The sequence below is a fragment of the Butyrivibrio sp. VCB2001 genome (genome assembly GCF_000423965.1).
Classification (GTDB): domain Bacteria; phylum Bacillota; class Clostridia; order Lachnospirales; family Lachnospiraceae; genus Butyrivibrio.
In genome coordinates this window covers 74,247-99,789 of sequence record NZ_AUIZ01000004.1, presented here as the reverse complement: position 1 = coordinate 99,789, position 25,543 = coordinate 74,247, and the positions used below count along the sequence as shown (strand labels likewise).

The 25,543-nt window shown below is 44.9% G+C and carries 19 protein-coding genes; 15 read left to right on the top strand and 4 right to left on the bottom strand.

Translation table 11 applies throughout. The features are described 5' to 3' along the window. Positions 1-142: 142 nt before the first annotated feature. The 14 genes from G589_RS0106570 (at position 143) to G589_RS0106505 (ending at position 19,537) form a co-directional block, all read left to right on the top strand. Positions 143-973, top strand: a complete 831-nt coding sequence (locus G589_RS0106570; protein ID WP_026521527.1) for a hypothetical protein — start codon at positions 143-145, stop codon at positions 971-973. A gap of 24 nt (positions 974-997) precedes the next feature. Continuing rightward, positions 998-2,698 carry a MutS-related protein gene (locus G589_RS0106565; protein ID WP_026521526.1) on the top strand — a complete coding sequence of 567 codons (1,701 nt, stop codon included), beginning with the start codon at positions 998-1,000 and terminating at the stop codon, positions 2,696-2,698. A gap of 19 nt (positions 2,699-2,717) precedes the next feature. Beyond that, complete coding sequence (locus tag G589_RS0106560; protein WP_026521525.1) at positions 2,718-3,986, top strand: SLC13 family permease; 1,269 nt, start codon at positions 2,718-2,720, stop codon at positions 3,984-3,986. Between the two features lie 47 nt (positions 3,987-4,033). Continuing rightward, a complete protein-coding gene (gene leuS, locus G589_RS0106555) occupies positions 4,034-6,463 on the top strand; it encodes a leucine--tRNA ligase (protein WP_026521524.1) in 2,430 nt (809 codons plus the stop codon). A 275-nt stretch (positions 6,464-6,738) separates the two neighbouring features. Continuing rightward, positions 6,739-7,185: a flavodoxin gene (locus G589_RS0106550; RefSeq protein WP_026521523.1), complete on the top strand. Its 447-nt coding sequence runs from the start codon at positions 6,739-6,741 to the stop codon at positions 7,183-7,185. A 125-nt stretch (positions 7,186-7,310) separates the two neighbouring features. Next, a complete protein-coding gene (locus tag G589_RS22080; protein WP_196811852.1) occupies positions 7,311-7,466 on the top strand; it encodes a hypothetical protein in 156 nt (51 codons plus the stop codon). A 100-nt stretch (positions 7,467-7,566) separates the two neighbouring features. After that, complete coding sequence (locus G589_RS19115) at positions 7,567-9,114, top strand: sodium:solute symporter family protein (protein WP_035775541.1); 1,548 nt, start codon at positions 7,567-7,569, stop codon at positions 9,112-9,114. Between the two features lie 77 nt (positions 9,115-9,191). Continuing rightward, entirely contained in the window at positions 9,192-10,121 is a 930-nt protein-coding gene (locus G589_RS0106535) for an amidohydrolase family protein (protein ID WP_026521522.1), read from the top strand. 177 nt (positions 10,122-10,298) lie between these two features. Then, on the top strand, positions 10,299-10,457 hold the full coding sequence (locus tag G589_RS0106530) for a hypothetical protein (RefSeq protein ID WP_155832507.1): 159 nt from the start codon (positions 10,299-10,301) through the stop codon (positions 10,455-10,457). A 240-nt stretch (positions 10,458-10,697) separates the two neighbouring features. Further along, positions 10,698-12,422 (top strand): DUF3298 and DUF4163 domain-containing protein, encoded by a 1,725-nt coding sequence (locus tag G589_RS0106525; RefSeq protein ID WP_026521520.1) that lies wholly within the window; start codon positions 10,698-10,700, stop codon positions 12,420-12,422. A 112-nt stretch (positions 12,423-12,534) separates the two neighbouring features. Further along, a complete protein-coding gene (locus tag G589_RS0106520) occupies positions 12,535-13,878 on the top strand; it encodes a diguanylate cyclase (protein ID WP_026521519.1) in 1,344 nt (447 codons plus the stop codon). A 1-nt stretch (position 13,879) separates the two neighbouring features. Next, positions 13,880-15,931 (top strand): hybrid sensor histidine kinase/response regulator, encoded by a 2,052-nt coding sequence (locus G589_RS0106515; protein ID WP_026521518.1) that lies wholly within the window; start codon positions 13,880-13,882, stop codon positions 15,929-15,931. After that, entirely contained in the window at positions 15,928-19,317 is a 3,390-nt protein-coding gene (locus G589_RS19110) for a DegV family protein (RefSeq protein ID WP_051192222.1), read from the top strand. The genes G589_RS0106515 and G589_RS19110 overlap by 4 nt, the downstream gene beginning before the upstream one ends. Further along, positions 19,292-19,537, top strand: a complete 246-nt coding sequence (locus tag G589_RS0106505) for an alanine:cation symporter family protein (RefSeq protein WP_026521517.1) — start codon at positions 19,292-19,294, stop codon at positions 19,535-19,537. Before G589_RS19110 ends, G589_RS0106505 begins: the two co-directional genes overlap by 26 nt. Before the next feature lie 59 nt (positions 19,538-19,596). On the opposite strand, the gene G589_RS0106500 is transcribed toward G589_RS0106505, so the two are convergent. From G589_RS0106500 to iorA, 4 genes are read right to left on the bottom strand one after another with little or no spacing between them, the layout of a single operon-like run. Next, positions 19,597-20,031 carry an ACT domain-containing protein gene (locus G589_RS0106500; RefSeq protein ID WP_026521516.1) on the bottom strand — a complete coding sequence of 145 codons (435 nt, stop codon included), beginning with the start codon at positions 20,029-20,031 and terminating at the stop codon, positions 19,597-19,599. 29 nt (positions 20,032-20,060) lie between these two features. Continuing rightward, on the bottom strand, positions 20,061-21,362 hold the full coding sequence (locus tag G589_RS0106495; RefSeq protein WP_026521515.1) for a phenylacetate--CoA ligase family protein: 1,302 nt from the start codon (positions 21,360-21,362) through the stop codon (positions 20,061-20,063). 25 nt (positions 21,363-21,387) lie between these two features. Then, on the bottom strand, positions 21,388-21,960 hold the full coding sequence (locus tag G589_RS0106490) for an indolepyruvate oxidoreductase subunit beta (RefSeq protein ID WP_022768594.1): 573 nt from the start codon (positions 21,958-21,960) through the stop codon (positions 21,388-21,390). A 1-nt stretch (position 21,961) separates the two neighbouring features. Further along, positions 21,962-23,716, bottom strand: a complete 1,755-nt coding sequence (gene iorA / locus G589_RS0106485; RefSeq protein ID WP_026521514.1) for an indolepyruvate ferredoxin oxidoreductase subunit alpha — start codon at positions 23,714-23,716, stop codon at positions 21,962-21,964. Between the two features lie 184 nt (positions 23,717-23,900). Between iorA and G589_RS0106480 the strand changes: the two genes are divergently transcribed. Beyond that, positions 23,901-25,535, top strand: a complete 1,635-nt coding sequence (locus G589_RS0106480; protein WP_022768592.1) for a class I adenylate-forming enzyme family protein — start codon at positions 23,901-23,903, stop codon at positions 25,533-25,535. Positions 25,536-25,543: the final 8 nt, after the last annotated feature.

Sequence of the window (25,543 nt, the reverse complement as noted above, 5' to 3'; positions counted from 1 at the left end):
TTCGACCGGGCGTTTTTGAGCCCTAGGGACGGAGTCAGTGGCTCATTTTTGATTCCTGGGGACGGGGTAAAGGCGCAGCATAAAGAAACTCCCCCAGTGACTCACACATGCTATAATAGTTCCCAGAGGAGAAAATTGTATTATGAAGATAAAATGTGATTACTGCGGAAATACCTACGAGGATACTCTGCATCAATGCCCGGACTGCGGAGCTCCCAATCCTTCCCACAAAAACGAGAAGGGTCCAAAGACCATTGAAGAACTGCAGCAGTGGTACAAGAACAGAAATCTCCCGGCCCCTGAAGTGACACGTTTTTTCATCGGCGTCGACTACAAGGAGCCAAGAGCTTTCGGTATTTATAAAGATGACAACGGAGATTTTATTGTCTACAAGAATAAGGGTGATGGCTCAAGAGCTGTCCGCTATCAGGGCAAGGATGAAGAATATGCTGTAAATGAGCTCTACCAGCGCCTTAAGGACGAGATTGTTCATCAGAAGGCGAACAATAAAGGCGGAGGCGTAACTCGCTCCGGTGGCGGAGGAGGCTTCGGATCAGGAGGGAGATCCGGTTCCGGCGGCGGTTTATTTAATGGTATAAGAAGTCTCTTTTACATAGTAGTCGTCATCATAATGATAAGTGTCTTTGTCAGCAGCCTTCGCGAAAACAGGCACAGAGGCTATTACAGATACGACAATGATATCTACTACTACATAAGTGATGACTGGTACGTCTATGATGATGGCTGGCGTGAAGTCAGCAGTACTGCTCCCGGCCCTGCAACAATATCGGAGAGCTATGATGAATACTATGTTTCAGATACATGGGATTCATCAATGGGAACAACTGACTGGGATGATTCGTCCTACTACGACAGATATCATTCATCCAGCGATGATAATGACTCAGACTACGACTGGGGCAGCGATGACAGCTGGGATTCCGGCGGAACAGACTGGGATTCTGACTGGTAATTCTTTTTTCACGGAGGGGACGACATGTCCGAGAAATACAGCCTTATCTTTCCTGACCAGAAACTTGAATATAAGAAACTGAGCGACCTCACTGTCCATGACATCGGCATGGACAGTGTTCTTGTAAAGCTCTCTAAGGAAAAGAATGAGCAGACCTATATCACAAATGTCATGAAGCTCGTGACTGCCGATGCCCACAACGCGCAGTACAGGAGCGATGTCTTTGATGACATTTACAGAAACAAGGCCATGCGGGAAGAACTCTTAGAGCTCTTGGACCGCGTCAATTTCCTGAAAGAGTACGGAAGCTACAAGCATGATGGTGACCACGAACCCGGAGTCTGGGATCTGGTCCACAGGCTTGAGGAAATCCGCGACTATATAGACAGCATCGAGGCGATCCAGAAGTGCCTTGATGGCGCTGACCTTCATTCTGAGGGACTTCTTGGGCTTAAGAAGTATGTAAATGACCTCTATGAGGACAACGGCTTCGAGGGCCTGAAAAAAGACATTGCAGAGCTCAAGGCAGATACCAACAATCTTAAGAGTGTAACAGTCGGCATCAACCTAAATGAGCGCTTTGAAGCCAGTGGAATAGGCCTTATTTCCGTCAACAGCAGGCCATTCTCCAAGTCCACCATGGTCAAGCACTTTGTAGACAAGGTTTCGGCAAAAGACAATGTTCAGGCCTCCACTGACTGGGACGATAATTACAAATTTGATGAGATTCAGGCAAAGGCTCCACTGGGCACAGGTGCAGACTTTATTCCTCCTGTATTCAGCCCGCTTGCCATGATGAGTATGATGAAGGTGTCGGAAGCTGATGATACGACAAAGTCCGTCACCAATTACATGGATAAGATAACAGACAGGATGCTGAGCCAGACGGTCAAGCACCTTAGAACTGTTCTCAATAATTACACTATGGTCACCGTGACCGATATAACCGACCTGATGCCGGAGTTTATCTATTACATCAGGTGGGCAGAATATGTTGAAAGCATGACCGGGAAGGGAGCTGTCTTTTGCAAACCTTGTGTCATTGAAGCAGGCAGCAGCGAAAAGTCAATGGATGCGCAGGGAATTTACAACATCAAACTCCTGACTGAGCATGCCGGCGAAACAGCTGCAGACATAGTTAAGAACAACCTTGATTTTACTGATGAGCACACGCTTTATATCCTGACTGGCGCCAACATGGGCGGTAAGACTACGATAACCCAGACCGTGGGACAGCTCTTTTTCATGGCACAGGGCGGAATCTATGTGCCCGGAACCAAATTTGAATATGTGCCTGTAGATGCCATTTACACGCACTTCCCGGCGGATGAGGACAAGACCATGGACCTGGGGCGCCTTGGCGAGGAGTGCAAGCGCTTTAAGGAGCTATACGAACCGGCTACGGGAAAGAGTCTTTTGCTGCTAAATGAAACCTTCTCAACCACTTCGTTTGAAGAGGGGTACTTCATTGCCAGGGACTGCTCCAAGGCAATCCTTAAAAAGGGCATCAGGACCATTTACAACACTCACATGCATAAGCTCGCCATCGAGATTGATGAGATCAATGACGACGCAGTTACTGCCAAGGCAGCATCCCTTGTGGTAAAGGCTGATGAGGGACGACGCCTTTATGAGGTAGAGGTCGGTCCGCCAAAGGGTCTTTCTTATGCAAAAGACATTGCGGAAAAATACGGAGTGACTTATGATATGTTATGTGAAAATTGAGAAAGAGAGGAAACTTTAATTGAAAACACTTGCAATAATTCTGTTTGTGGCAATGTATGTGGGGCTGATCTCATTCCCAAAAAGACGTGCGATCATAGCTCTTGCCGTTGCTGCAATATATATAATTACGGGGATACTTCCGTACAACACGGTATTTTCCGTTGTTGACTGGAACGTCCTACTGATGATTTTCGGTACTTTGCTACTTGTTGATTATTTCATCGATTCCAAGATGCCGAACCTGATCGCGGATCACCTATTGGATCTGGCACCCAACGTTATGTGGGTTACGATCTTCATGTCACTGTTCTCAGGTCTCATTTCAGCATTTATCGACAACGTGGCTACACTTCTAATGGTTGCGCCAGTTGGACTTGCAGTTTGCAAAAAGCTTAAGATCAATCCGGTTCCGATGATCATTTCAATCGCAGTTTCATCAAACCTTCAGGGAGCTGCAACACTGGTCGGTGATACTACATCAATCATGCTCGGCGCTTATGCCAAGATGGACTTCAACGATTTCTTCTGGATGAACGGAAGACCGGGTATCTTCTTTGCGGTTGAGCTTGGAGCTCTTTTAACCGTTCCGATCATGATGATCCTCTTTAGAAAAGACAAAGAGCCTGTATCCGCAGAAGAGAAGACAAAGGTTACAGATTATGTTCCTACAATCATGATGGTTGCGCACGTAGTTCTCCTCATGGCTGCATCATTTATTCCCGAGAAGCCTGAGATCACAAACGGTCTTATCTGTCTTGGATGTTCAATCGTAGGTATGGTTTGGGAGTACTTTAAGGATCACGATGCTGATCGAATTGTGAGAGTTGTCAAGAATCTTGATTATGACACTGTGCTTCTTCTTACAGGTCTTTTCATGGTAATCGGTGGAGTTACAAACGTCGGACTTGTTGATGATCTTGCAAACTTTATCGTTAAGGCAGGCGGAAACAATCTGTTCCTACTCTTCACAATAGTAGTATGGGGATCAGTTCTTGTCTCTGCATTTATTGATAACATTCCATACGTTGCTACAATGCTTCCTGTTCTTCAGGGAGTTACAGCATCCCTGGGAATTGCACCATATCTTCTGTACTTCGGACTGCTATGCGGAGCAACACTTGGCGGAAACATCACTCCTGTAGGCGCAAGCTGCAACATCGCAGGTGTGGGAATGCTAAGAAAAGAGGGACACGAGGTTTCCTTCTGGGATTTTGCAAGGATCGGAATTCCATTTACCCTGGCAGCAGTTATCGGAGCGTATGTTTTCCTTTGGGTTTTGTGGAGATAATGGTATAATCGATTTTAATATTTTGAATATAAAGAGGAGCTTTAGTTATGGCAGAAGTATATAACCATCACGCAATTGAAAAGAAGTGGCAGAAATACTGGGAGGAGAATCAGACCTTTAAGACGGATGTCTGGGATTTTTCAAAGCCCAAGTATTATGCACTTGATATGTTTCCATATCCTTCAGGAGTAGGTCTTCACGCAGGTCATCCGGAAGGATACACAGCTACAGATATCATGTCACGTATGAAGCGTATGCAGGGATATAACGTTCTTCATCCCATGGGATACGACTCCTTCGGACTTCCTGCTGAGCAGTATGCTGTAACAACAGGTAATCATCCTGCAGGATTTACAGAGAAGAATATTCAGACCTTCAGTAAGCAGCTCAAAGAGCTCGGCTTTGACTACGACTGGTCCAAGATGATCGCAACCAGTGATCCCAAGTTCTACAAGTGGACACAGTGGATCTTCAAAAAGCTCTACGAAGCAGGTTATGCTAAGCACATCGACATGCCTGTTAACTGGTGTGAGGAGCTTGGTACAGTTCTTTCAAATGATGAGGTTATTGACGGCAAGTCAGAGCGTGGCGGATACCCTGTTGTAAAGAAGATGATGAAGCAGTGGGTAATCGACCAGCAGGCATTTGCTGAGGAGCTCCTTGATGGCCTCAATGAGATCGACTGGCCTGAGTCAACCAAGGAAATCCAGAGAAACTGGATTGGCAAGTCAACCGGTGTAGAGGTTGATTTCAAGATTGTTGGCGGCGGAGAGTTCTCAATCTTCACCACATGTATCGAGACAATTTACGGTATCACATTTATGGTTCTTGCTCCCGACGGAGAGATCGTCAAGGGACTTATGGACCGCGTTGAAAATCCTGAAGAAGTTCAGGCATACATTGACGAGACACTCAAGAAGAACGACCTTGATCGTACAGATCTTAACAAGACCAAGTCAGGATGTCCTCTTAAGGGACTCTATGCTATCAACCCTGTAAACGGCAAGGAAGTTCCACTCTTTATCGGTGACTTCGTTCTTGCAAGCTACGGTACAGGTGCTGTTATGGCTGTACCTGCTCACGATCAGAGAGACTTTGAGTATGCAGAAGTTCATAAGCTTCCTCTTATCCAGGTAATCAACAATGCAGAGGGAACAGTTGATATCTCCGGACATGCATTTGAGAAACAGGATTATCTCGGCAAGGGATGCATCCTTATGAATTCTGAGGAGTTTGACGGCCTTACAGTAGAAGAGGCCAAGAAGGCTATTACCAAGAAGCTCGTAGATATGGGCGTTGCAAGAGAGAAGGTCAACTACCACTTCCGTGAGTGGATCTTCGCAAGACAGCGTTACTGGGGCGAGCCTGTTCCATGTGTATACAAAGAGGACGGAAGCATCGTATTCCTCGATGATTCAGAGCTTCCTGTTATCCTTCCCGAGCTTGAAGATTACAAGGGCAAGAACGGTAAGGCTCCTCTTGAGAATGCAACAGAGTGGAAGGCCTATGACAAGAACGGACTTAAGGGCACAAGAGAGACATCAACAATGCCCGGTAGTGCAGGTTCTTCATGGTACTTCTTAAGATATATCGATCCGGATAATGATAAAGAGTTTGCTAATCAGGAGCTCCTTAAGCACTGGATGCCTGTTGACCTTTACATCGGCGGACCTGAGCATGCTGTAGGACACCTTATGTACTCACGTATCTGGAACAGATTCCTTTATCATAAAGGTCTTTCTCCTGTAAAAGAGCCTTTCAAGAAGCTCGTACATCAGGGAATGATCCTTGGCGAAAACGGAATCAAGATGGGTAAGAGATTCCCTGAGTTCGTTGTTAATCCAAGTGATATTGTTGAAGAGTACGGCGCTGACACACTTCGTCTCTACGAGATGTTCATGGGACCTCTTGAGGTTTCAAAGCCCTGGAACTCAGCAGCAGTTACCGGTGCAAGAAAGTTCATAGGCCGTGTATATACATTCTTTACAGAGCCTTCTAATATTACTGAGCAGTCAGGCGGAAACCTCGAGAAGGTATATCACCAGACTGTTAAGAAGGTTTCAGGTGATTTTGAGGAACTTGGCTTCAACACAGCCATCGCCCAGATGATGATCTTCGTAAACGCAGTTTACAAGGAAGGCAAGTGCCCAAGAGAGTATGCTGAGAACTTCATCAAGATGTTCTCCTGCATCTGCCCTCACGTAGGTGAGGAAATCTGGCAGCTCCTTGGTCACGATAACACCATCGCATTTGAGCCATGGCCAACCTTCGATGAGTCCAAGTGCGTTGAGGATACTGTTGAGATCGCAGTTCAGATCAACGGTAAGGTTAAAGAGAAGCTCTCCATCGGCAAGGAAGATCCTAAGGACGAAGTTATCGCCAAGGGTAAAGAGCTCATTGCTGATAAGCTTGAGGGCAAGACTATTATAAAAGAGATTTATGTTCCCGGCAGGATTGTTAACATTGTTGTTAAATGAGCCATGCAGCGAAATAAAAAAGGCCTCCACTCGTGCTTGCACGATGTGGAGGATTTTTTTGTTTCGGTATACGGCGAATGCCGTCAAGCGACACTAGAAGTGCAGAAATCTGCGATTTCGTTGCACTTCTGCGCACAGAGTGGGAATCGCAGGGCGATTTCGAGCGGGAATGGCGGGGTAGAGGGAATTTATAAAAAAACACTTGCAAAACAGAATACAAATGATGCAATTAGATTGTGCAAAATATAAAACACAAATCTATATGGAGGCAAAGTATGAGCACATTAGTAACATTTTTCAGTGCTGAAGGCACAACAAAAGCAGTAGCAGAGGAATTTGCAAAGAAGATCGGAGCTGATTGTTTCGAGATCGTTCCGACAGAACTTTACACAAAGGCAGATATAAACTACCTCAATCCACTTTCAAGATGTAACAAGGAACAGGTTGGCAAAAAAGATGTTCCTGTTAAGGGAAAGGTTGAGGATTTTGATAAGTATGACGTTATCTACATTGGTTTCCCTATCTGGTATGCAGCAGCGCCAAGAGTAATTTACACATTCTGCAAGGATTATAACTGGGAAGGCAAGAAGGTTTACGCCTTCGCAACTTCCGGCGGAAGCGGAATCGGCAAGACAGCTGAGAAGCTCGGAGAGTATATCAAGGGCGCTGCGGTATTGGATGCCAAGCTTGTACATAACGCAGATGAAGTAGCAAATTGGTAAAAGAGATATTAATACAATAAACATTAAGGAGGAAAGATAATGAGCTTCCTCTTTACACATATCTTAAGTCACAGAAGGGCTTTGAGGGCTTCCAGGAGCATGAGTTCAAGGCACTTCTTGAAAAGATGTTTGCAGAGGCAGATCCTGAATGGGACAAGAAGCCTGACATTAAGTGGAACTTTACCAAGTTCATCATCGACCGCGAAGGAAACGTGGTTGCAAGATTTGAGCCAACAGCCGACGTAGCTGACGTTGAGGCTAGCATCAGCTCACTTCTTTAATATTTTAAATAATTATACAATTTCCTCCACAAGCATTCTTGACTAACACGCTTTAAAGCGTTACAGTATTAAATAGAATGTTTGTTGGAGGGAAAATCTTATGATTATCAAAGCACTGTTACTGGTGGTGTTCTTTGCAGTAATGATTACAATCGGCTTCATCTGCAGGAAGAATTCCACTGATGTCAATGGTTTCGTTTTGGGTGGAAGATCTGTTGGCCCCTGGGTTACAGCTTTTGCTTACGGAACATCTTATTTTTCGGCAGTTATTTTCGTTGGTTACGCCGGTCAGTTTGGCTGGAAATACGGAATAGCATCTACCTGGGTCGGAATCGGAAATGCCCTTATCGGATCACTCCTTGCATGGGTAATTCTTGGACGTAGAACCAGGATCATGACACAGCATCTTAATTCCGCAACAATGCCTCAGTTCTTTGCGGCAAGATTTGGCGGAAGATCTCTTAAGATTGCAGCTTCAATCATCACTTTCATATTCCTGATACCATACACAGCATCATTGTATAACGGTCTTTCAAGACTTTTTGGTATGGCATTTAATATCGATTATTCTATCTGCGTTATCGTTATGGCAGTGCTCACCGGTATTTATGTTATCGCCGGCGGATACATGGCTACAGCCATCAACGATTTCATTCAGGGTATCATTATGCTGATCGGTATCTGCGCAGTTATTTTATCAGTACTTAACAGCCAGGGCGGATTCCTTGCAGCTCTCGACGGCCTTGCAAGAATAAGCGATGAGAGTGTTTCAACAACACCCGGCATCTTCGCATCCTTCTTTGGACCTGATCCTCTTAACCTTGTAGGTGTAGTACTTCTTACATCCCTGGGTACATGGGGACTTCCTCAGATGGTTCAGAAGTTCTATGCGATAAAGAGTGAGAGAGCTATTTCCAAGGGAACAATCGTATCTACATTCTTTGCTTTTGTAGTTGCCGGCGGATGCTACTTCCTTGGCGGCTTTGGAAGGCTCTTTTCCGATAAGGTTGATATCGCTAATGGCGGATACGACTCAATCATTCCTACAATGCTCTCAGGCATGCCTGATATCCTCATAGCTGTTGTGGTTGTGCTGGTGCTTTCAGCTTCAATGTCCACACTTTCATCACTGGTGCTTACCAGCAGTTCAACTCTGACTCTGGACCTTTTGAAGGGCCATGTTTACAAGGAGATGGATGAAAAGAGACAGCTCCTTATCATGAGGGCTCTTATAGTTGTATTCGTTGCCATCTCTGTTGTGATCGCAATCATTCAGTACAAGCAGAACGTCACCTTCATCGCTCAGCTCATGGGTGTTTCATGGGGAGCTCTGGCAGGTGCATTCCTGGCTCCGTTCCTCTATGGACTGTACTGGAGGGGCACAACCAAGGTTGCTGTATGGGTTAACTTCGTATTCTCTACAGTTGTAATGCTTGCAAATATGGCAGTTAGAAGCAGCTTCCCTAAGCTTCTTCAGTCACCGATCAACGCCGGTGCATTCTGCATGCTGGCAGGACTCGTTATAGTTCCTGTGATATCTCTTTTCACAAAGAGACCGGATGCTGCACTTGTGGATGGTGCCTTCGCCTGCTACAACAAGGAGGTCATGGTTCACCAGAGCACATCACTTTCAGACGAAGAGGAGTAATTATAAAGACTATACGCGCGCCCCGGGGAGACCTGGGGCGATTTTAAATTAAGACATGATTGGAGCGATTAACCGATATGGTCATTGATATTCATACACATACATTTCCGGATAAGATTGCTGCCGGAGCAATAGACGCGCTGAGCAGGGAAGCACATATTAAGGCACATACGGATGGGACAGTTAGTGGGATTCTGGCCTCTATGGAGGAAGCTGACATAGATGTCTCAGTGGTTGTTCCTGTTGCGACAGCTCCGTCGCAAGTTGTGAAGGTCAACGATTCATCGCTGAGGAATAATGAAAAGTACTTTGATGAGAATAATGACAGTGATGTATCCGGAAGGAGAAGAGTTCTTTCCTTTGGCTGCATCCATCCTGAGTTTTCTGATTATCGGACGGAGCTAAGAAGAATAGCAGAACATGGGATTAAGGGAATCAAGCTCCATCCTGTCTATCAAAAATGTGACATAGATGACGTAAAGTTCCTTAGAATAATTGATTGCGCTGCAGAGAATGGACTTATTGTATTAACTCATGCAGGGATTGATATTGGATTTCCGGGAGTGGTTCACTGCTCGCCACAGATGTGCAGAAATGTTTGGAATGAGATCGAAGGTAATGGCCATAGTCTGATCCTGCCGGGAGCAGATTCGAAGGTGGAAAGCGGCTTTAAATTCATTCTTGCCCACATGGGTGGTTGGACGAACTGGGACGAGGTTCCGGAGCTTCTTGCTGATACAGGGGTGTACCTTGATACTTCGTTTTCATCTGATCACATTGAGCCTAATGGCGATGGCTACTGGGATGATAAGGACACCAGAATGCTAGATTCTAATGGTTACATGAAGATCATCCGCGCCTTTGGCCCGGAACGCATGCTCTTTGGCTCCGACAGTCCCTGGACTAACCAGAAAGAGAGCAGAGAGTTCATCGAGAAATTGCCATTATCCGAGGAAGAGCAAAAGCTCATCCTTGGAGAAAATGCAGCAAACCTTCTGAAAATATGAATTAAGGAGTCAATGGGGACGGTTCTCATTGACTCCTTTTTTGATGCCCAGTCTAAGCGGGCTGTAGATCGTTGAATGTTGATATATAATGTGGGAGGCCTTATATAGACTGTATACATGCAAAAATTATGTGTATACCGTAAACAGAAATCATTGCATCATGCAAAGCTACTGTATATGAACGAAAAGTTTGTATATACAGTCAGAGAGAGCACAAGATTCAGTGAGATGCTACTGTATGGAAATAGATTTGCAATAGATACCGTTGAAAAAGTTGCTAAAAAGCTCTTACATATGGATATGGTATGGTTTAACAAGGAAAATCTTACTGTATAGAAAGTAAAAACATGCATATACAGTAGGTACTTGCGTAGATAGTAAAAAACGCTACTGTGCCAGGATAAAAATAACTTCTATGCAGTAGATCAGACAAAAATTGTCCTATGACTCCGCCCAGGGACCCCAAAATGAGCCACTGACTCCGTCCCTGGGGCTCAAAAAATGAGCCACTGACTCCGTCCCCGGGGCTCAAAAAGTGGTATAATGGTGGCTGTAGTTTTTTAGAGGAGAGAAGTTATGAAAAGACGAATACTTACGATAATTACAGCCACTGCGCTGATCACAGCATCACTGTCAGCGTGCGGGAAGACTAATACAGGCACCGAAGGCAGCGAGGTTACAAGCGCCGATGCAGGCGCCGGAGATGCAGGCGCAGAAGGCGCCGAGGAAAATGCCGATGAGCAGCAGGCAGGAGCAGAAGGTAGCGAGGACGCAGAACAGGCAGACAAAGATGAGAAGCCCATCACCATCGTATCTCACCCGGTATCCTGTGAGGTTTCAGGGAAAGAAGTTTCAAACGGAAGCTACCCGGAGATTGCAATGACTCCTGAGTTTTCCGGCCAGTACTTAAACCTGTATTCTGAAATCTATAACCTTAACGCCTTTTGGAAAGACAGCGTTGAGTACAGCGTTAACGAGTACGCTTTCTATCAGATTGACAGCGAGACACCCATCGATTATCCTTACTCATCTGAGATATCTGCTGACGTAGTAAGGGCAGATGATGCTCTGTTCACTGTTCTTGTAAGCTACTACGACTACTCAGGCGGAGCACATCCAAGTCACAGCACCGAATCAGTCAATATTGATCCGGCAACAGGCAAAATCATGGAGTTCGCAGAGGTATTAAACGACACATCCAAAGCAGCCAAGGCAATCCATGATGAGCTCTACGCTTCATATCCTGAGCTCAAAGACGAGTTTGATTCCTTTACCTTCCTTGATGAGGGTCAGACAATTAACGATTATTACGAGGCCAAGATCAATAATAACCTCTACACCTGGAATATCACCACAGAAGGACTTCACATAGTATTCTCGCCCTACGAGATGGCTTCCTATGCTGCAGGATATCAGGAAATCCTTCTAACCTATGATAAGTATCCTGACCTGATCAAATCTGAGTACATCCCCACATCTGACCTGGATAAAGAGACCATGGTCGGAGCAAGAGAGATGGAAAAAGAGATGATACAGCCCTCAAGTCCCAACTATGTACAGGACGAAAACGGCGAGTTCCACCTGGTGAATGGCGATGGTATTAAGGTTGCAAACAAGAGCTGGAAAGCCTTCACAGAGGACGGAAGAGGCCCTGATGACGGAGAGCATATTACTCTGACTAAGACAAAGGAGGAAAAGACAGACTGGCTCGATACAGAGGTTTGGGCAGATCAGCACGGGTTCGAGGTTGCAAAGCTCCCTTATTCCGATGATGACTACACCTACGTTGGTGAAATGCCAATGGACTACGCTTACATGTACAACCGACTTGACATCTACGACCACTCAGGATCTACACTTCTCTACAGCCTTGATCTGTACGACCTCTGCAACGGACCTGATGAGGAGACAGGCACTTACTCAAGGACAACCCAGTACATCCGGTGGGCCAAGATCTACGACGGAACGCTTTATGTTTCAATTGGCCACAACGGCTATTCTTCCGAGGAGCCAAATAGCAGCTACATGGTAGCAATTGCTCCAGACACCGGATACGTACTTTGGAGGAGTGAACCACTTGTTGCCAACAGTAACAATTTCCTTTTGGTAAAAGACACTATCATCTGCGGATACGGATTCACAGCCGAGCCTGACTTCATCTATCTTCTTGACAGATTTACGGGTCAGATCATGGAAAAGATCCCTGTCAGGAGCGCAGCATACCAGTTTAATGCTGTAGGCGACACCCTTTACGTAGCGACCTATAACACGGCCTACGAATTTGAAATAACAACTAAATAACCATAAAAAAGTTATTGTTTTTTAATAAATTTATCCCGCTGAATATCGTACAATTTTATTGTGGAATATTGTGCAGAAATATGTCCTGTCAACGAATAACGGAGATGATAGCGTGGGATATTGGATAGCTGTAGTAGACGATGATGCATTGTTGCTTAGAAGCGCAAAAGACCTGCTTGAAGGGTATGCTATGCGCGTTAGCCCTTTGCGCTCAGGTGCTGCGCTTTTAAAATTCATGGAGACAAATACACCGGACCTGGTAGTCCTGGATATTCTCATGCCCGATATGGATGGATTTGAAACATTCCATGCCCTTAGGGCTCTTGAGGAGAAACTGGGAAGACATGCCACTCCGGTTATTTTTTTGTCCGGCGAAAACGATACGGCGGCAGAAAGAAGAGGCCTTAGAGACGGCGCTTCAGATTTTGTAAGAAAGCCGATTGACAAAGACATCTTTATCAGCCGTATTTTTAAAACCATTGAAAGCCATAAAACCATTGAGCTCCTGACTGAAAAGGCTACTCTCGATAAGCTTACCGGCTTTATGAATAAGGCCAGCGGAATTGAGAAAATAACAGAGATATGTCAGGATCACACCGGGGCAATGCTGCTCTTTGACCTGGATAATTTCAAGCTGGTCAATGATATCTACGGTCACGATATGGGAGATCAGGTGCTGATCGCCTTCTCTGAGATTGTGAAGCATAACACAAGAGAAGAGGATGTAATAAGCAGGATAGGCGGTGATGAGTTCCTTGGATTTTTCGGAAACATTACTTCTGAGAATGCAGTAAAAAGCCTGACTGACAGACTTAACGATCAGATCCTTAACAGGTGCGTAAAGCTGATGGGAGAAGAGTTTGATCTGCCTATAGGTATTTCAGTAGGCGCAGCTTTTGTTCCGAAGCATACAAGAGATTATGCCACTCTCTTTAAGTGCGCCGACTCCGCCATGTACAGAGCGAAGGAAAGTGGTAAGCACGGTGCGCAGATTTATGATGAGGAAATTTATGATAAGGCTTCAGAAGATGAGAGCGATCTAGAGGCTGATCTTTCAAGACTTAGCCGTATCATGGAGGAACGCGGCGAAGCCGACGGTGCAATGGTCATGGGAAAAGAGACTTTCTACCAGATCTACAGATTTTCAATCCGCTTCCTCTCCAGATATAAAAAAGGTGCCGAGAAGATACTCTTTAACCTGTCGGTTGATGAAGATGAGAACTTATCAGACTTTACAAAACAGTTCATTGAAATGCTTAAGAATAAACTCAGGAAAAGTGATGCCATAGTACAGATCAAGTCGGACCAGATTCTGGTATTCTTGCCCATTATCACCAAAGAAGAAGGCGATATGGTTGCAGGGCGCATAGAAAAAGCCTTTGCTGAGATGAATACCGGATCGGCCAAGATGGAATATATAGCTAAGCACGTTTCTTTTGAGAGTAATGAGGAATAATATGAACCGTAGTAATAACGAGAGACTTATCATTCTGCTTATATCCATTGCCTGTATCGGCCTTTCAATAGAAAGCCTTATGCTTGGATGGGAATTTTGGGTTCCGCCGCTGCTCATGGTGGGAGCGATTTCTTTGTGGGGTATGCACATCACAGGAAATCCTGAATACAAGATAAGGCAGGTATCATATCTGGTCTATGTTATGCTCATGGTTTTCTATCATGGCGTTCATGGAACTTCTTATTACGATGTGGCAATTGTCATAGTTCTTGTTATGATTGCCCTTTCCCTCCTTGATCATATTTATACCCTAAATCTCCTCTTTGCTGAATATTGGATTGTCCTTGCAATCCAGCTTTATCTTGCGGGAAAAGAGAAGAGCGTTCCCTTTGACACAGTAAATACCTCAAGACTGCTGCTTCATATAGTCATAGTTACTATGGTTTATTTCATCTGCATAAGAGTTGTAAGAGACAGGATCGAAATGATAAATGAAGGAGAAGAAAAAGAATCCCGCATAAATGCAGTAGATGCAGATATGGAGGACTTTCTTTCGAATATCTCTCATGAACTCAGAACCCCTGTAAACGTTGTGCTTGGCATGAGTGAGATGCAGATCAAAAAGGATCTCGGCAAAGAGGCGTACTCCATCAAACAGGCCGGAAACAGGCTTGCCTACCAGATTGAAGATATTCAGGATTACACAGAGTGTAAGCGTGAAAATATGATTCTCGAAGAGGATGTATACACCTGTACATCGCTTATAAATGATGTAGTCGTAGAATACAGAATGCTGGAAAGCGACAAAAATCTGGATCTGATAGTTGACCTTGATCCAAGAGTACCTTTAAAGATGCAGGGAGATTCCAAAAAGCTTCATAAGATATTCAGGCACCTTTTGGAGAATGCAGTCAAGTTCACCAGAAGGGGTGGCATCTATGTAAGAGTATATGCAGAGGAAACTGACTATGGCGTTAATCTTTGCATAGAAGTGACTGATACCGGTATAGGTATTGATCGCAAATCCATTGCAATGGTGTCCGAGAGCATGTATCAGGTTAATAAAAAGAGAAATCGTAACACCGGAGGAATAGGGCTCGGGCTGTACATTGTTTATGGTTTTGCTCACAGCATGGGTGGTTTTGTTAAGATTGAGAGTACTCCAAAAAGCGGAACCACAGTCAGAGTAACAATCCCTCAGAAGGTAATAGATAATACTCCAAGCTTCTCTATTTCAGAAAATTTCGCGGGGGATATTATTTTCCATTCTCGCTCGGATAAGTTTAAGGTGCCTAAGGTGCGCGATTTCATTAAGGCCATGGCTACCAATCTCGCAACCGGATTGAAGGTATCTCTTTATTCTGCTGAAACAGTAAAAGAAATTGAACACATTAGAGAGAAGAACGAAATATCAGTCATCTTTATGGGTGAGCAGGAGTATCAGGATAATACCGGATACTTTGAAGAGCTGAGTAAAAACGGTGTTGTTATAGCTGTATCATCCAATCCGGGATTTAAGCCGATTCCCGGAAGTCGTGTTATCGTTCTGCCCAAGCCTCTGTATGGTTATCCCGTTACCAGAGTTATAAATGAAGGCTACGAGGCAACCGGCCTTGACAGCATTGATCAGATCACACACCCTAACCTTAGAGGTATAAGAGCTTTGATAGTAGATGATGAGCCGATGAATCTGATCGTTGCGGAAGGAATCTTTAAAGATTTCGAGATGCACACGGATGTTGCGGGAAGCGGAAAAGAGGCTATCGAAAAATATCGTAAGCATGATTACGATGTTATCTTTATGGATCATATGATGCCTGAAATGGATGGCGTGGAAGCAATGAAACTCATCAAGGCGGCGGCCAAAGAAAGGGATAAGAAAGCAATTGTAATTGCTCTTACAGCCAATGCAGTTTCAGGAGCCAGAGAGATGTTCATGAGGGAAGGGTTTGACGGATTTATCGCAAAACCCATGAGTATCCCGGAGTTTGAGCATGTTATGCTCAAGGTACTTGCCCAAAACGGCACAGATAGAGGAGGGCAGGCATCATGAAGAAAGACAGGTTTATTTTCAGAGTAATAAAGGCAATACAGGATCCTGAGAGAGAACTAAGGGAGAGAGTATATCTGGCATTGACCCTTGTTTGCGAGGTTACGATATTTATCGCTCTTATAGGAGATATCATTACAAAAGAGAATCCGCTGGAGATCTGGTTTATTGTAGCAACACTTATCTTTACTCTGGCAATTATGGTCATATGTTTCCGCAGAAAAAAGCTTGGACTTGCAATAAAGCTTACCATTGCAGGCATGGTGTTTTTTATTCTTCCTGCAATCTATTTCTTTGGCGGAGGCATAAGGGGCGGTGGATTTTTATGGATCATCTTTACTTATACGTATGCCGGTCTTGTGCTTACAGGGGCATTGCGAATAGCAATGTTCGTCGGTATCACACTGATGGCCTCTGCATTTTTTATAATTGAGTATTTTTATCCCCAGCTTGTTTATCAGCATTCCAAAGAAATGTTCTTTGTTGACTCATTTATATCTCTCATTTTGGTCGGTGTTGTATGCTTTTCCATGACATGGATCCAGAACAGCCTGTATATCGGCGAGAATAAAAGAGCTAAAGATGCAGCTAAAAAAGCTGAGGACCTTTCTCGTGCTCAGAACAGATTCTTCTCCAGCATGAGCCATGAGATCCGCACGCCTATAAATGCCATTCTTGGACTTAATGAGCTCATCCTGCGTGACAAGAGCGCTTCGGATGAGGTTATAAGAGAAGCATCGGGAATCCAGGGCTCCGGTAAGATGCTCCTTACTCTTATTGATGATATTCTGGACTTTTCGAAGGTAGAAGCGGGAAGCATGGAGCTTGTTCCGGTCAACTATGATGTTGGCGAGATGTTTTCTGAAATTGTAAACATGTTCTGGGGACGAGCCAATGACAAGGGGCTTAAGTTCAACGTTATCATTGATCCTAAGCTTCCGAGCGCCCTTTATGGCGATGAAGTTCGTATCAAGCAGATTCTGGTAAATCTGATCAATAATGCCATAAAATACACATCCGAAGGTTCTGTGGATCTTAGAGTTGAGAGCGAGATCAGAGGCGGAGATATGGTAGATATTACCATGTCTGTTTCTGATACCGGAATGGGCATCAAGAAGGAAGCCCTGCCCTTTATTTTTGATGTGTTTAAGAGAGTTGATGAAAGTAAGAACAGGCACATTGAAGGAACGGGCCTGGGGCTTTCAATTGTAAAGAACCTGACAGAACTCATGGGCGGAACAGTGTCTGTAAACAGCATTTACGGAGAAGGCTCTACATTTACTGTTTCGTTTTCTCAGGAGATTGCGGATTCTACAGCAATCGGAGACCTTAATATCCACAATGAGAGTGCGTCAAAGAGAAAGAACTATGAGAATCTTTTCCATGCACCTGAGGCAAAGGTTCTTATTGTTGATGATAATGAGATAAATCTTGAGGTTGAGTGTAAGCTTCTTGAAGGAACTCAGATGGTGATCCACGGAGCAATGAGCGGAAAAGAAGCATTAGAGATGTGCCTTAAGGAAAAATACGATGCCATCCTTATGGACCATATAATGCCTGAGATGGATGGAATAGAATGTCTTTCAAACATCCGAAATCAGGACGGCGGACTTAACAGATCAACACCTATAGTGGTACTCACGGCCAATGCCGGCTCCGTTGACAGAGAGACCTATTACAGAGCGGGATTTGACGGATATCTGGTAAAGCCTGTCTCCAGTGAATCTCTTGAGAGTACTCTTATGAGATATATAGTTCCTGATAAGCTTATAGTCAGGAAAAACAATATGGTTGTGGATAAAGCGGACATCAACGCTTCTGCCGGATATTCGGGTAAAATGCCGCTGCTTATAACATCAACCAGTATGTGTGATCTGCCGGAGGTCCTTACCAGCAGGTTTATTCCTGTTTTGCCTTTCCTTATCAAGACAGAGGAGGGCGTATTTAAAGACGGTGTACAGATGAGTGCGGATGAACTTGTGCGTTACATGAGTACAGGAAAACAGGCCGAATCTTCGCCGCCGGATGAAGCTGCTTACAGAGATTTCTTTGCAATGAATCTCAAACAGGCTCACCATATCATCCATATAGCTATATCGACGGGTATGAGTGTGGACTACAAACTTGCATGTGAAGCAGCAAGGTCTTTTGACAATGTTACCGTAGTAAATTCTGAGTCTGTATCCTCGGCTACCGGAATTTTAATTCTTATCGCCATCAAGCTTGCACAGATGAATGCATCCGTAGAGGAAATTGTATCAGAGCTGGAGGACGTAAAGAAGAGATTAAGGTGCAGCTTTATTATAGGTGATACAGAATCCATGGCTAAGAGGGGATTTATCAGACCTGAACTTGATCAGCTTGCAAGGAGTCTTTCCCTTCATCCATGCCTTAGCTTAAGAGATGATGCCTTAAAGATTGGAGGCATCTGGCTTGGCAGTACTCAGCGAGCATATAGAAAATACATAAATAAGGCATTTCCTGTAGATGTGATCCCGGATCCGGAAGTTGTATTTGTAACTTATGTCAATGTTCCGATAGAGACCCTCAGGTGGATCAAAGAGGAGATCAGTAAGAAAGCATATTTCGAGAACGTTGTGTTCAAGCAGGCTTCAGCTGCCATTTCTTCAAACTGTGGTCCCGGAAGCTTTGGTATCCTTTACTTTGTTAAGTCCAACAAATCATATAACTTAAATTCTTACTTCAATGAGAGCATGCGCCTTTTCAGAGATGAGCAGGAGGATTACGATGCCGATGATGAAGAGGAGGTAAAAGAGCCTTTGAAATGGTATGAGGCCATTGAAGGAATCGACGGTAAATTAGCAATCAAGAACAATGGATCAGAGGAAGGCTTCAGGAAAATTCTCAAGTTCTTCTATGATTCCATAGACAGTAAGGCAGAAGAGCTGGACAGATATTTTTATGAAGGTGACTATAGCAACTACGTTATCAAGATGCATGCGCTAAAGAGCTCATGCCGGCTCATAGGTGCTATGGGAACATCCGAAAAAGCACAGCTTCTTGAAAGCGCGGGAAAAGAAGAAAGATACGATTATATCAAGCAGAACCATTCGGTGTTTATTCGTGAGTATCGCAGCTACAAAGATGCACTCAGCGAATTATTCGAAGAGGATACACCTGCGGATGCAGATAAAGAGCCAAAGCCTCTTGCGGATGAGTTTCTTATGGAAAGCGTCTATGAAGGACTTAGGGATGGCGCTGATGCCATGGACTGTGATGCTATTGATGCTGCCTTTAAGGAAGTAGAAGGTTATGCAATACCGGAAAATGAGGCTGAAAAGTTTAGTGCTCTTCGCATGATGGCAGATCAGTTTGACTATGAGGGAATGTTGGAGATACTAAATGGAAACGGTAATTCAGGTAAATAATGAGATAAATAGCTTTGTATGGGATATTTCAGACACTTTCAACGGCCTTATGATCATACCGAATCTCATAGGTGTGCTGTCGCAGCTTCCGCTTATTATTAAGCTTACCAGGAATTATACTGACAGGAAGATAATAGGAAAAGACATAGAACCCATGCTTTCCTACGATCATGATATTCAGGAGGAGGCACTAAGGGCTGTTCAAAAGGGAGCAGACTAAAACAAAAAATGAAAAAGGGCTCCGTCATAAAGACGGGGCCCTTTGGTATTACTGTAGTGTCAGATGTTGGAAATCTCTTCCTGGGTAAGAACCTTGACACCTGCGCCTGTAAGGCGTGCTTCTGCTGCCTTGGTGTCTGCAACACGGAAGATCATGCAGGCTCTGTCTGTATTTTTGCCGCCCGGGAAAGCATACATATACTCAATATTTACGGACTCATCCGTAAACTTATCAAGGAGCTTATCAAGTCCGCCGGCTTCATCGGGAATCTCGATGGCAAGTACCGGTGTAAGGCTTGCTACGAAGTCGTGCTCCTTAAGAGTGCTGACCGCTGAAATAGCATCATCCACAATAAGTCTTGCAATTCCAAAGTCCTTGGTCTCTGCCAGGGAAGTCGCTCTGAGGTCGATGCCGTGGGAAGCAAGAACGCCTGTCATTTTCTTCAGGGTTCCGGGTTTATTCTCAAGAAAAACGGAAATCTGCTGTACGCTCATTCTCTTATCCTCCTGAATTAATTATATCATCAGATCTTTCTCTTATCTATAACTCTGACAGCCTTGCCCTCTGATCTTGCGATGGACTTAGGAGCAAGAAGTGAAACCTTAGCCTTGATGCCGAGCATTGACTTAAGGTCAGCCATGAGTTTCTTCTGTCTCTCTTCAACTTCACCGACATTATCATTGAACATCTCAGGTGTCATCTCAACCTGAACATCAAGAGTATCAGTGTTGTTTACACGGTCAACAACAATCTGGTAGTTAGCTGCATAACCGTTGTTGAGAAGAACAGTCTCGATCTCGCTCGGGAATACGTTGACACCTCTGATGATGAGCATGTCGTCTGATCTTCCCATAGGCTTAGCCATTCTGACATGGGTTCTTCCGCAGGAGCATTTCTCTCTTGAAAGTCTGCAGATATCCTTGGTGCGATAACGGATCATGGGGAAAGCTTCCTTGTCGATAGCTGTAAATACAAGTTCACCCTGCTCGCCTTCAGGAAGCACCTCGCCGGTATCGGGATCGATTATCTCAGCAATAAAGTGATCTTCATTGATGTGCATACCGTGCTGAGCTGAACATTCAAAGGCAACTCCGGGACCGGAGAGCTCTGTAAGGCCGTAGATATCAAAAGCTTTTATGCCCATGGTCTTCTGGATGCTCTGTCTCATTTCTTCGCTCCAGGCCTCAGCACCAAAGATGCCTGCCTTAAGAGGAATATCATCGGGGCCGTATCCCATCTCCTGCATACGCTCGCCAAGATATGCAGCATAGCTTGGTGTACAGCACAGGATTGTAGCGTTAAGGTCTTTTATAAACATGATCTGTCTGTCGGTATTACCTGAACTCATGGGGATTGTAAGGCTTCCAACCTTGTGTGAACCACCGTGAAGTCCGGCACCACCTGTGAACAGACCATAGCCGTAGGAAACCTGAACAACATCCTCATTGGTTCCGCCTGCAGCCATGATAGCTCTTGCGCAGCAATCCTCCCAGAGGTCTATATCATTCTGTGTATAATAGGCAACAACTCTTTTACCGGTTGTGCCTGATGTTGAGTGAATCCTGACAACGTCGTCCTTTGGAACTGCAAGAAGTCCGTCGGGATAGGTCTCACGCAGATCTGCTTTGGAGAGGAAAGGAAGCTTATGAAGATCATCAACAGATTTGATGTCGTCAGGTGTAACTCCTTTTTCTTCCATCTTTTTGCGGTAGTAAGGGACATTGTCCCATACGTGCTTTACCTGTTTTATAAGCTTTTCTGATTGAATCTTCCTTATTTCCTCATAAGGGGCACATTCAATCTCGGGTTGATAATAATGCTCCATAAGATACTCCTCCCAATTAAAAGAATTACTGATTTTTGCCAAGCTGGAATGCTTTCTTGTTCATTTCCAGGAATTTCTCGGGTACATTTGCTTCAAGAGACTTCATCCATGCTTCTTCAGGAAGATCGAAGTAGTGGGAGAGTCTTCCGAGAAGAACGATGTTTACTGCCTTTGCTGAGCCGGCCTCTTCTGCGAGAGAGAGGCAGTCGAGGGCATCAACTTTGGCACCGGACTCCTTAAGCTTTTTTACCAGGTCAGACGGATACTCTGCTGCTCCTGTGATGACAGGCATAGGATCTATCTGCTGGGTGTTGGTCACGATCTGACCGTCCTTCTTAAGGAAGGGAAGCCATCTTGCAGCCTCCAGAATCTCAAATGATACGATGTAGTCTGCCTCGCCCTTGTCGATTACAGGGGAAAAGACCTTGTCGCCGTATCTTACATATGTGACAACGGATCCGCCTCTCTGGCTCATTCCGTGTACTTCTGAAACCTTTACGTCATAGCCCTGGCTCATTAAGAGATGTCCAAGGAGTTTACTTGCAAGAAGTGAGCCCTGTCCGCCAACGCCCACAATCATTATATTCTTTGTTTCCATTTTATTTGTCCTCCTTAATTCCTTCAAAAGCCCCAACAGGACAAAGCTGACTGCATACATTACATCCTACGCAGAGAGTATTGTCGATGGTTGCCTTGCCATCCTTCATGGAGATGGCGGGACATCCGATCTTCATGCAGCTCTTACAGCCAACGCACTTATCTCTGTTGATGCTAAGAGGTGGATTGTGCTTAACGTACTTAAGAAGAGCGCAGGGACGTCTTGAAATGATAACTGAAGGAGCAGCTGCTGCAAGTTCCTCTTTAAGGACCTTGTCACACTGATCAAGGTTATAAGGGTCAACAACTCTGACTCTCTCAAAGCCCATAGCTCTGCAAAGGGCCTCAAGATCGATCTTGCCGGCAGGATCGCCCTTAATGTTGTAGCCTGTTGTAGGGTTCTGCTGATGTCCTGTCATACCTGTGATTGAGTTATCTACGATGACGATTGTTGAATTGGACTGGTTGTAAGCTACATTTGCAAGTCCTGTCATACCTGAGTGCATGAAGGTTGAGTCACCGATAACAGCGACGGTCTTGTTCTCGCTCTCAGCGCCTCTTACCTTGTTAAAGCCGTGAACAGCACCGATTGAAGCACCCATGCAAAGTGTCATCTCGATGGCGCCAAGCGGAGGAACTGCTCCAAGTGTGTAGCATCCGATATCACCAAGTACAGTGCAGTTATTCTTTTTAAGAGTGTAGAAAAGACCTCTGTGAGGACATCCTGCGCACATAACAGGAGGTCTGTTTGGAATTGCATCCTCAAGTGCAAAGGAGTCATTTGTGTCTTTTCCGAAGGCCTTTGCAATGAGGTTCTGGGAGAACTCATCGCATACAGGAAGAAGGTCTTTTCCTGTAACCGAAAGACCAAGGGCCTTGACGTGATTCTCGATGATCGGATCAAGCTCCTCAACAACAAAGAGCTTGTCAACCTTGGCTGCAAAGTCCTTGATGAGCTGATTGGGAAGAGGATTGGTCATACCAAGTTTAAGAACTGATACGCTGTCACCAAATACCTCTTTTACATACTGATAAGAGGTTGAGCCGGTGATGATACCGATCTCGGTGCCGCCCATCTCAACGCGGTTAAGTGGGCAGTTCTCAGCGTACTCGATAAGCTTCTGGGTGCGCTCCTCAACGATTGGATGGCGCTTCTTGGCATTACCGGGCATCATAACGTATTTGCCGATATTCTTTTCATATGGGAAATCCGGAACATTTCTGTCACCTGTCTCTACAAGGGACTGGGAGTGTGCAACTCTTGTACACATCTTAAGAAGTACCGGAGTATCGAATTTCTCTGAAATTTCGTAGGCGAGCTTTGTAAACTCAAGAGCCTCAGCTGAATCTGAAGGCTCGATCATGGGAACCTTGGCAGCGATGGCATGATGTCTTGAATCCTGCTCGTTCTGTGATGAGTGCATTCCTGCATCATCTGCAACAACGATGACCATTCCGGCATTTACACCGGTGTAGGACATTGTATAAAGAGGATCTGCTGCAACGTTGAGACCAACGTGCTTCTGTGCGCAGAAGCTTCTGCGGCCTGCAAGGGATGCGCCGAATGCTGACTCCATGGCAACCTTCTCATTGGGAGCCCACTCACAGTAGATTTCGTCATATTTAGCAGCTTCCTCAGTAACCTCTGTACTGGGAGTTCCGGGATAGCTGGAAATAAAGCAGACTCCGGCCTCGTAAAGACCCCGGGCAACAGCCTTATTGCCCAGCATGAGCTGCTTGTTCTCATTATTGTTCATTACATAAACCTCCTACCTTCATATCCGTGCTTTAAAGCACTAAAGTAAAGTATACATAATTAATGAAAAAAGGTCAAACCGGAAATGAGTAACTATTTGATTTTTTTCCAAAAAAAATGTATACTCAACTTTAGTGCTTTAAAGCACATTAGTGTACGAGCTATTTTTTAGGGGGTTTTACAAAATGCCAATCACAGATTTACTTGAACGAAACAGTAAGCTCTATGGGGAAGAGGTTGCTCTTGTTGAGATCAATCCTGAGATCAAGGAAGAGCAGAGGGTTACCTGGAGAGAGTATGAACTCATTCAGCCCACTTCCACAGCTTACTATAGAAGACAGATCACCTGGTCAGTTTTTGACGAGAAGGCAAACAGAGTTGCCAACATGCTTATCGAGAGAGGTATCAAGAAGGGCCAGAAGTGCGCGATCCTTCTTATGAACTGTCTTGAGTGGCTGCCTATTTACTTCGGTGTGCTAAAGGCCGGAGCAGTGGCTGTTCCTCTCAATTTCCGTTTTGATTCGGAAGAGATTGATTACTGTCTCAAGGCTTCGGACTCGGATGTTTTATTCTACGGACCTGAGTTTATCGGCCGTATCGAGGATATTGCCCAGAAGCTTAAAAAAGAGATGCTTCTTCTTTTCGTGGGAGATCAGTGTCCTTCATATGCAGATGACTATTACAGATATGCATCTAACGCTTCATCACAGGCTCCCAAGATCCTGGTTGAGGACAAAGATGATGCAGCTATCTATTTCTCATCGGGAACAACAGGTTTCCCTAAGGCTATCCTTCACATCCACACTGCTCTTATGCAGTCAGCCAAGATGGAAGCCATGCACCATGAGACTACTCATGCAGATAATTTCCTTTGCATCCCTCCTCTGTATCACACAGGTGCCAAGATGCACTGGTTTGGTTCATTATACACAGGCTCAAGAGCAGTCCTTTTGAAGGGTAATTCACCTGAGGCTATTTTCAGAGCTGTATCTGAGGAGAGATGTACCATCGTTTGGCTCCTCGTTCCGTGGGCGCAGGATATCCTGGCAGCTCTGGATTCAGGTAAGCTCAAGATGGAAGATTACAGGCTCAAACAGTGGAGACTGATGCACATCGGAGCTCAGCCGATTCCGCCATCACTGGTTCGCCACTGGCTTGAGTACTTCCCTGATCACAAGTACGATACAAACTACGGACTTTCAGAGTCCACAGGTCCCGGCTGCGTACACCTTGGTATGGAGAACGTCCACAAGGTAGGCGCCATCGGTATTCCCGGATATGGCTGGAAGACCAAGATCGTCGACGAGGACGGAAATATCGTTGAGAAAGGCGAGATCGGTGAGCTCTGCGTTAAGGGCCCCGGAGTCATGGTTGAGTATTACAAGAACCCTGAGGCTACAGCTGAGATACTTAAGGACGGCTGGCTCTTTACCGGTGATATGGCCCGTCAGGATGAGGACGGCTTCATCTTCCTTGTTGACCGTAAGAAAGACGTTATCATCTCCGGAGGTGAGAACCTGTATCCTGTACAGATCGAGAGCTTCCTGATGAAGAATAACAAGATCCACGATGCAGCAGTTATCGGCCTTCGCGACCAGCGTCTTGGTGAGATAGCAGCAGCTATTATTCAGGTAAAAGAGGGTATGACCTTAACCGAGGATGAGGTCGAGGAGTTCTGCCTCGATCTTCCAAGGTACAAGAGACCTCGTAAGATTATTTTTGCAAATGTTATAAGAAATGCTACCGGAAAGATAGACAAACCTAAGCTCCGTGAGATATACTGTGGATTGCATATTGTAGAAGAGCAAAATCAGTCATGATATTATTG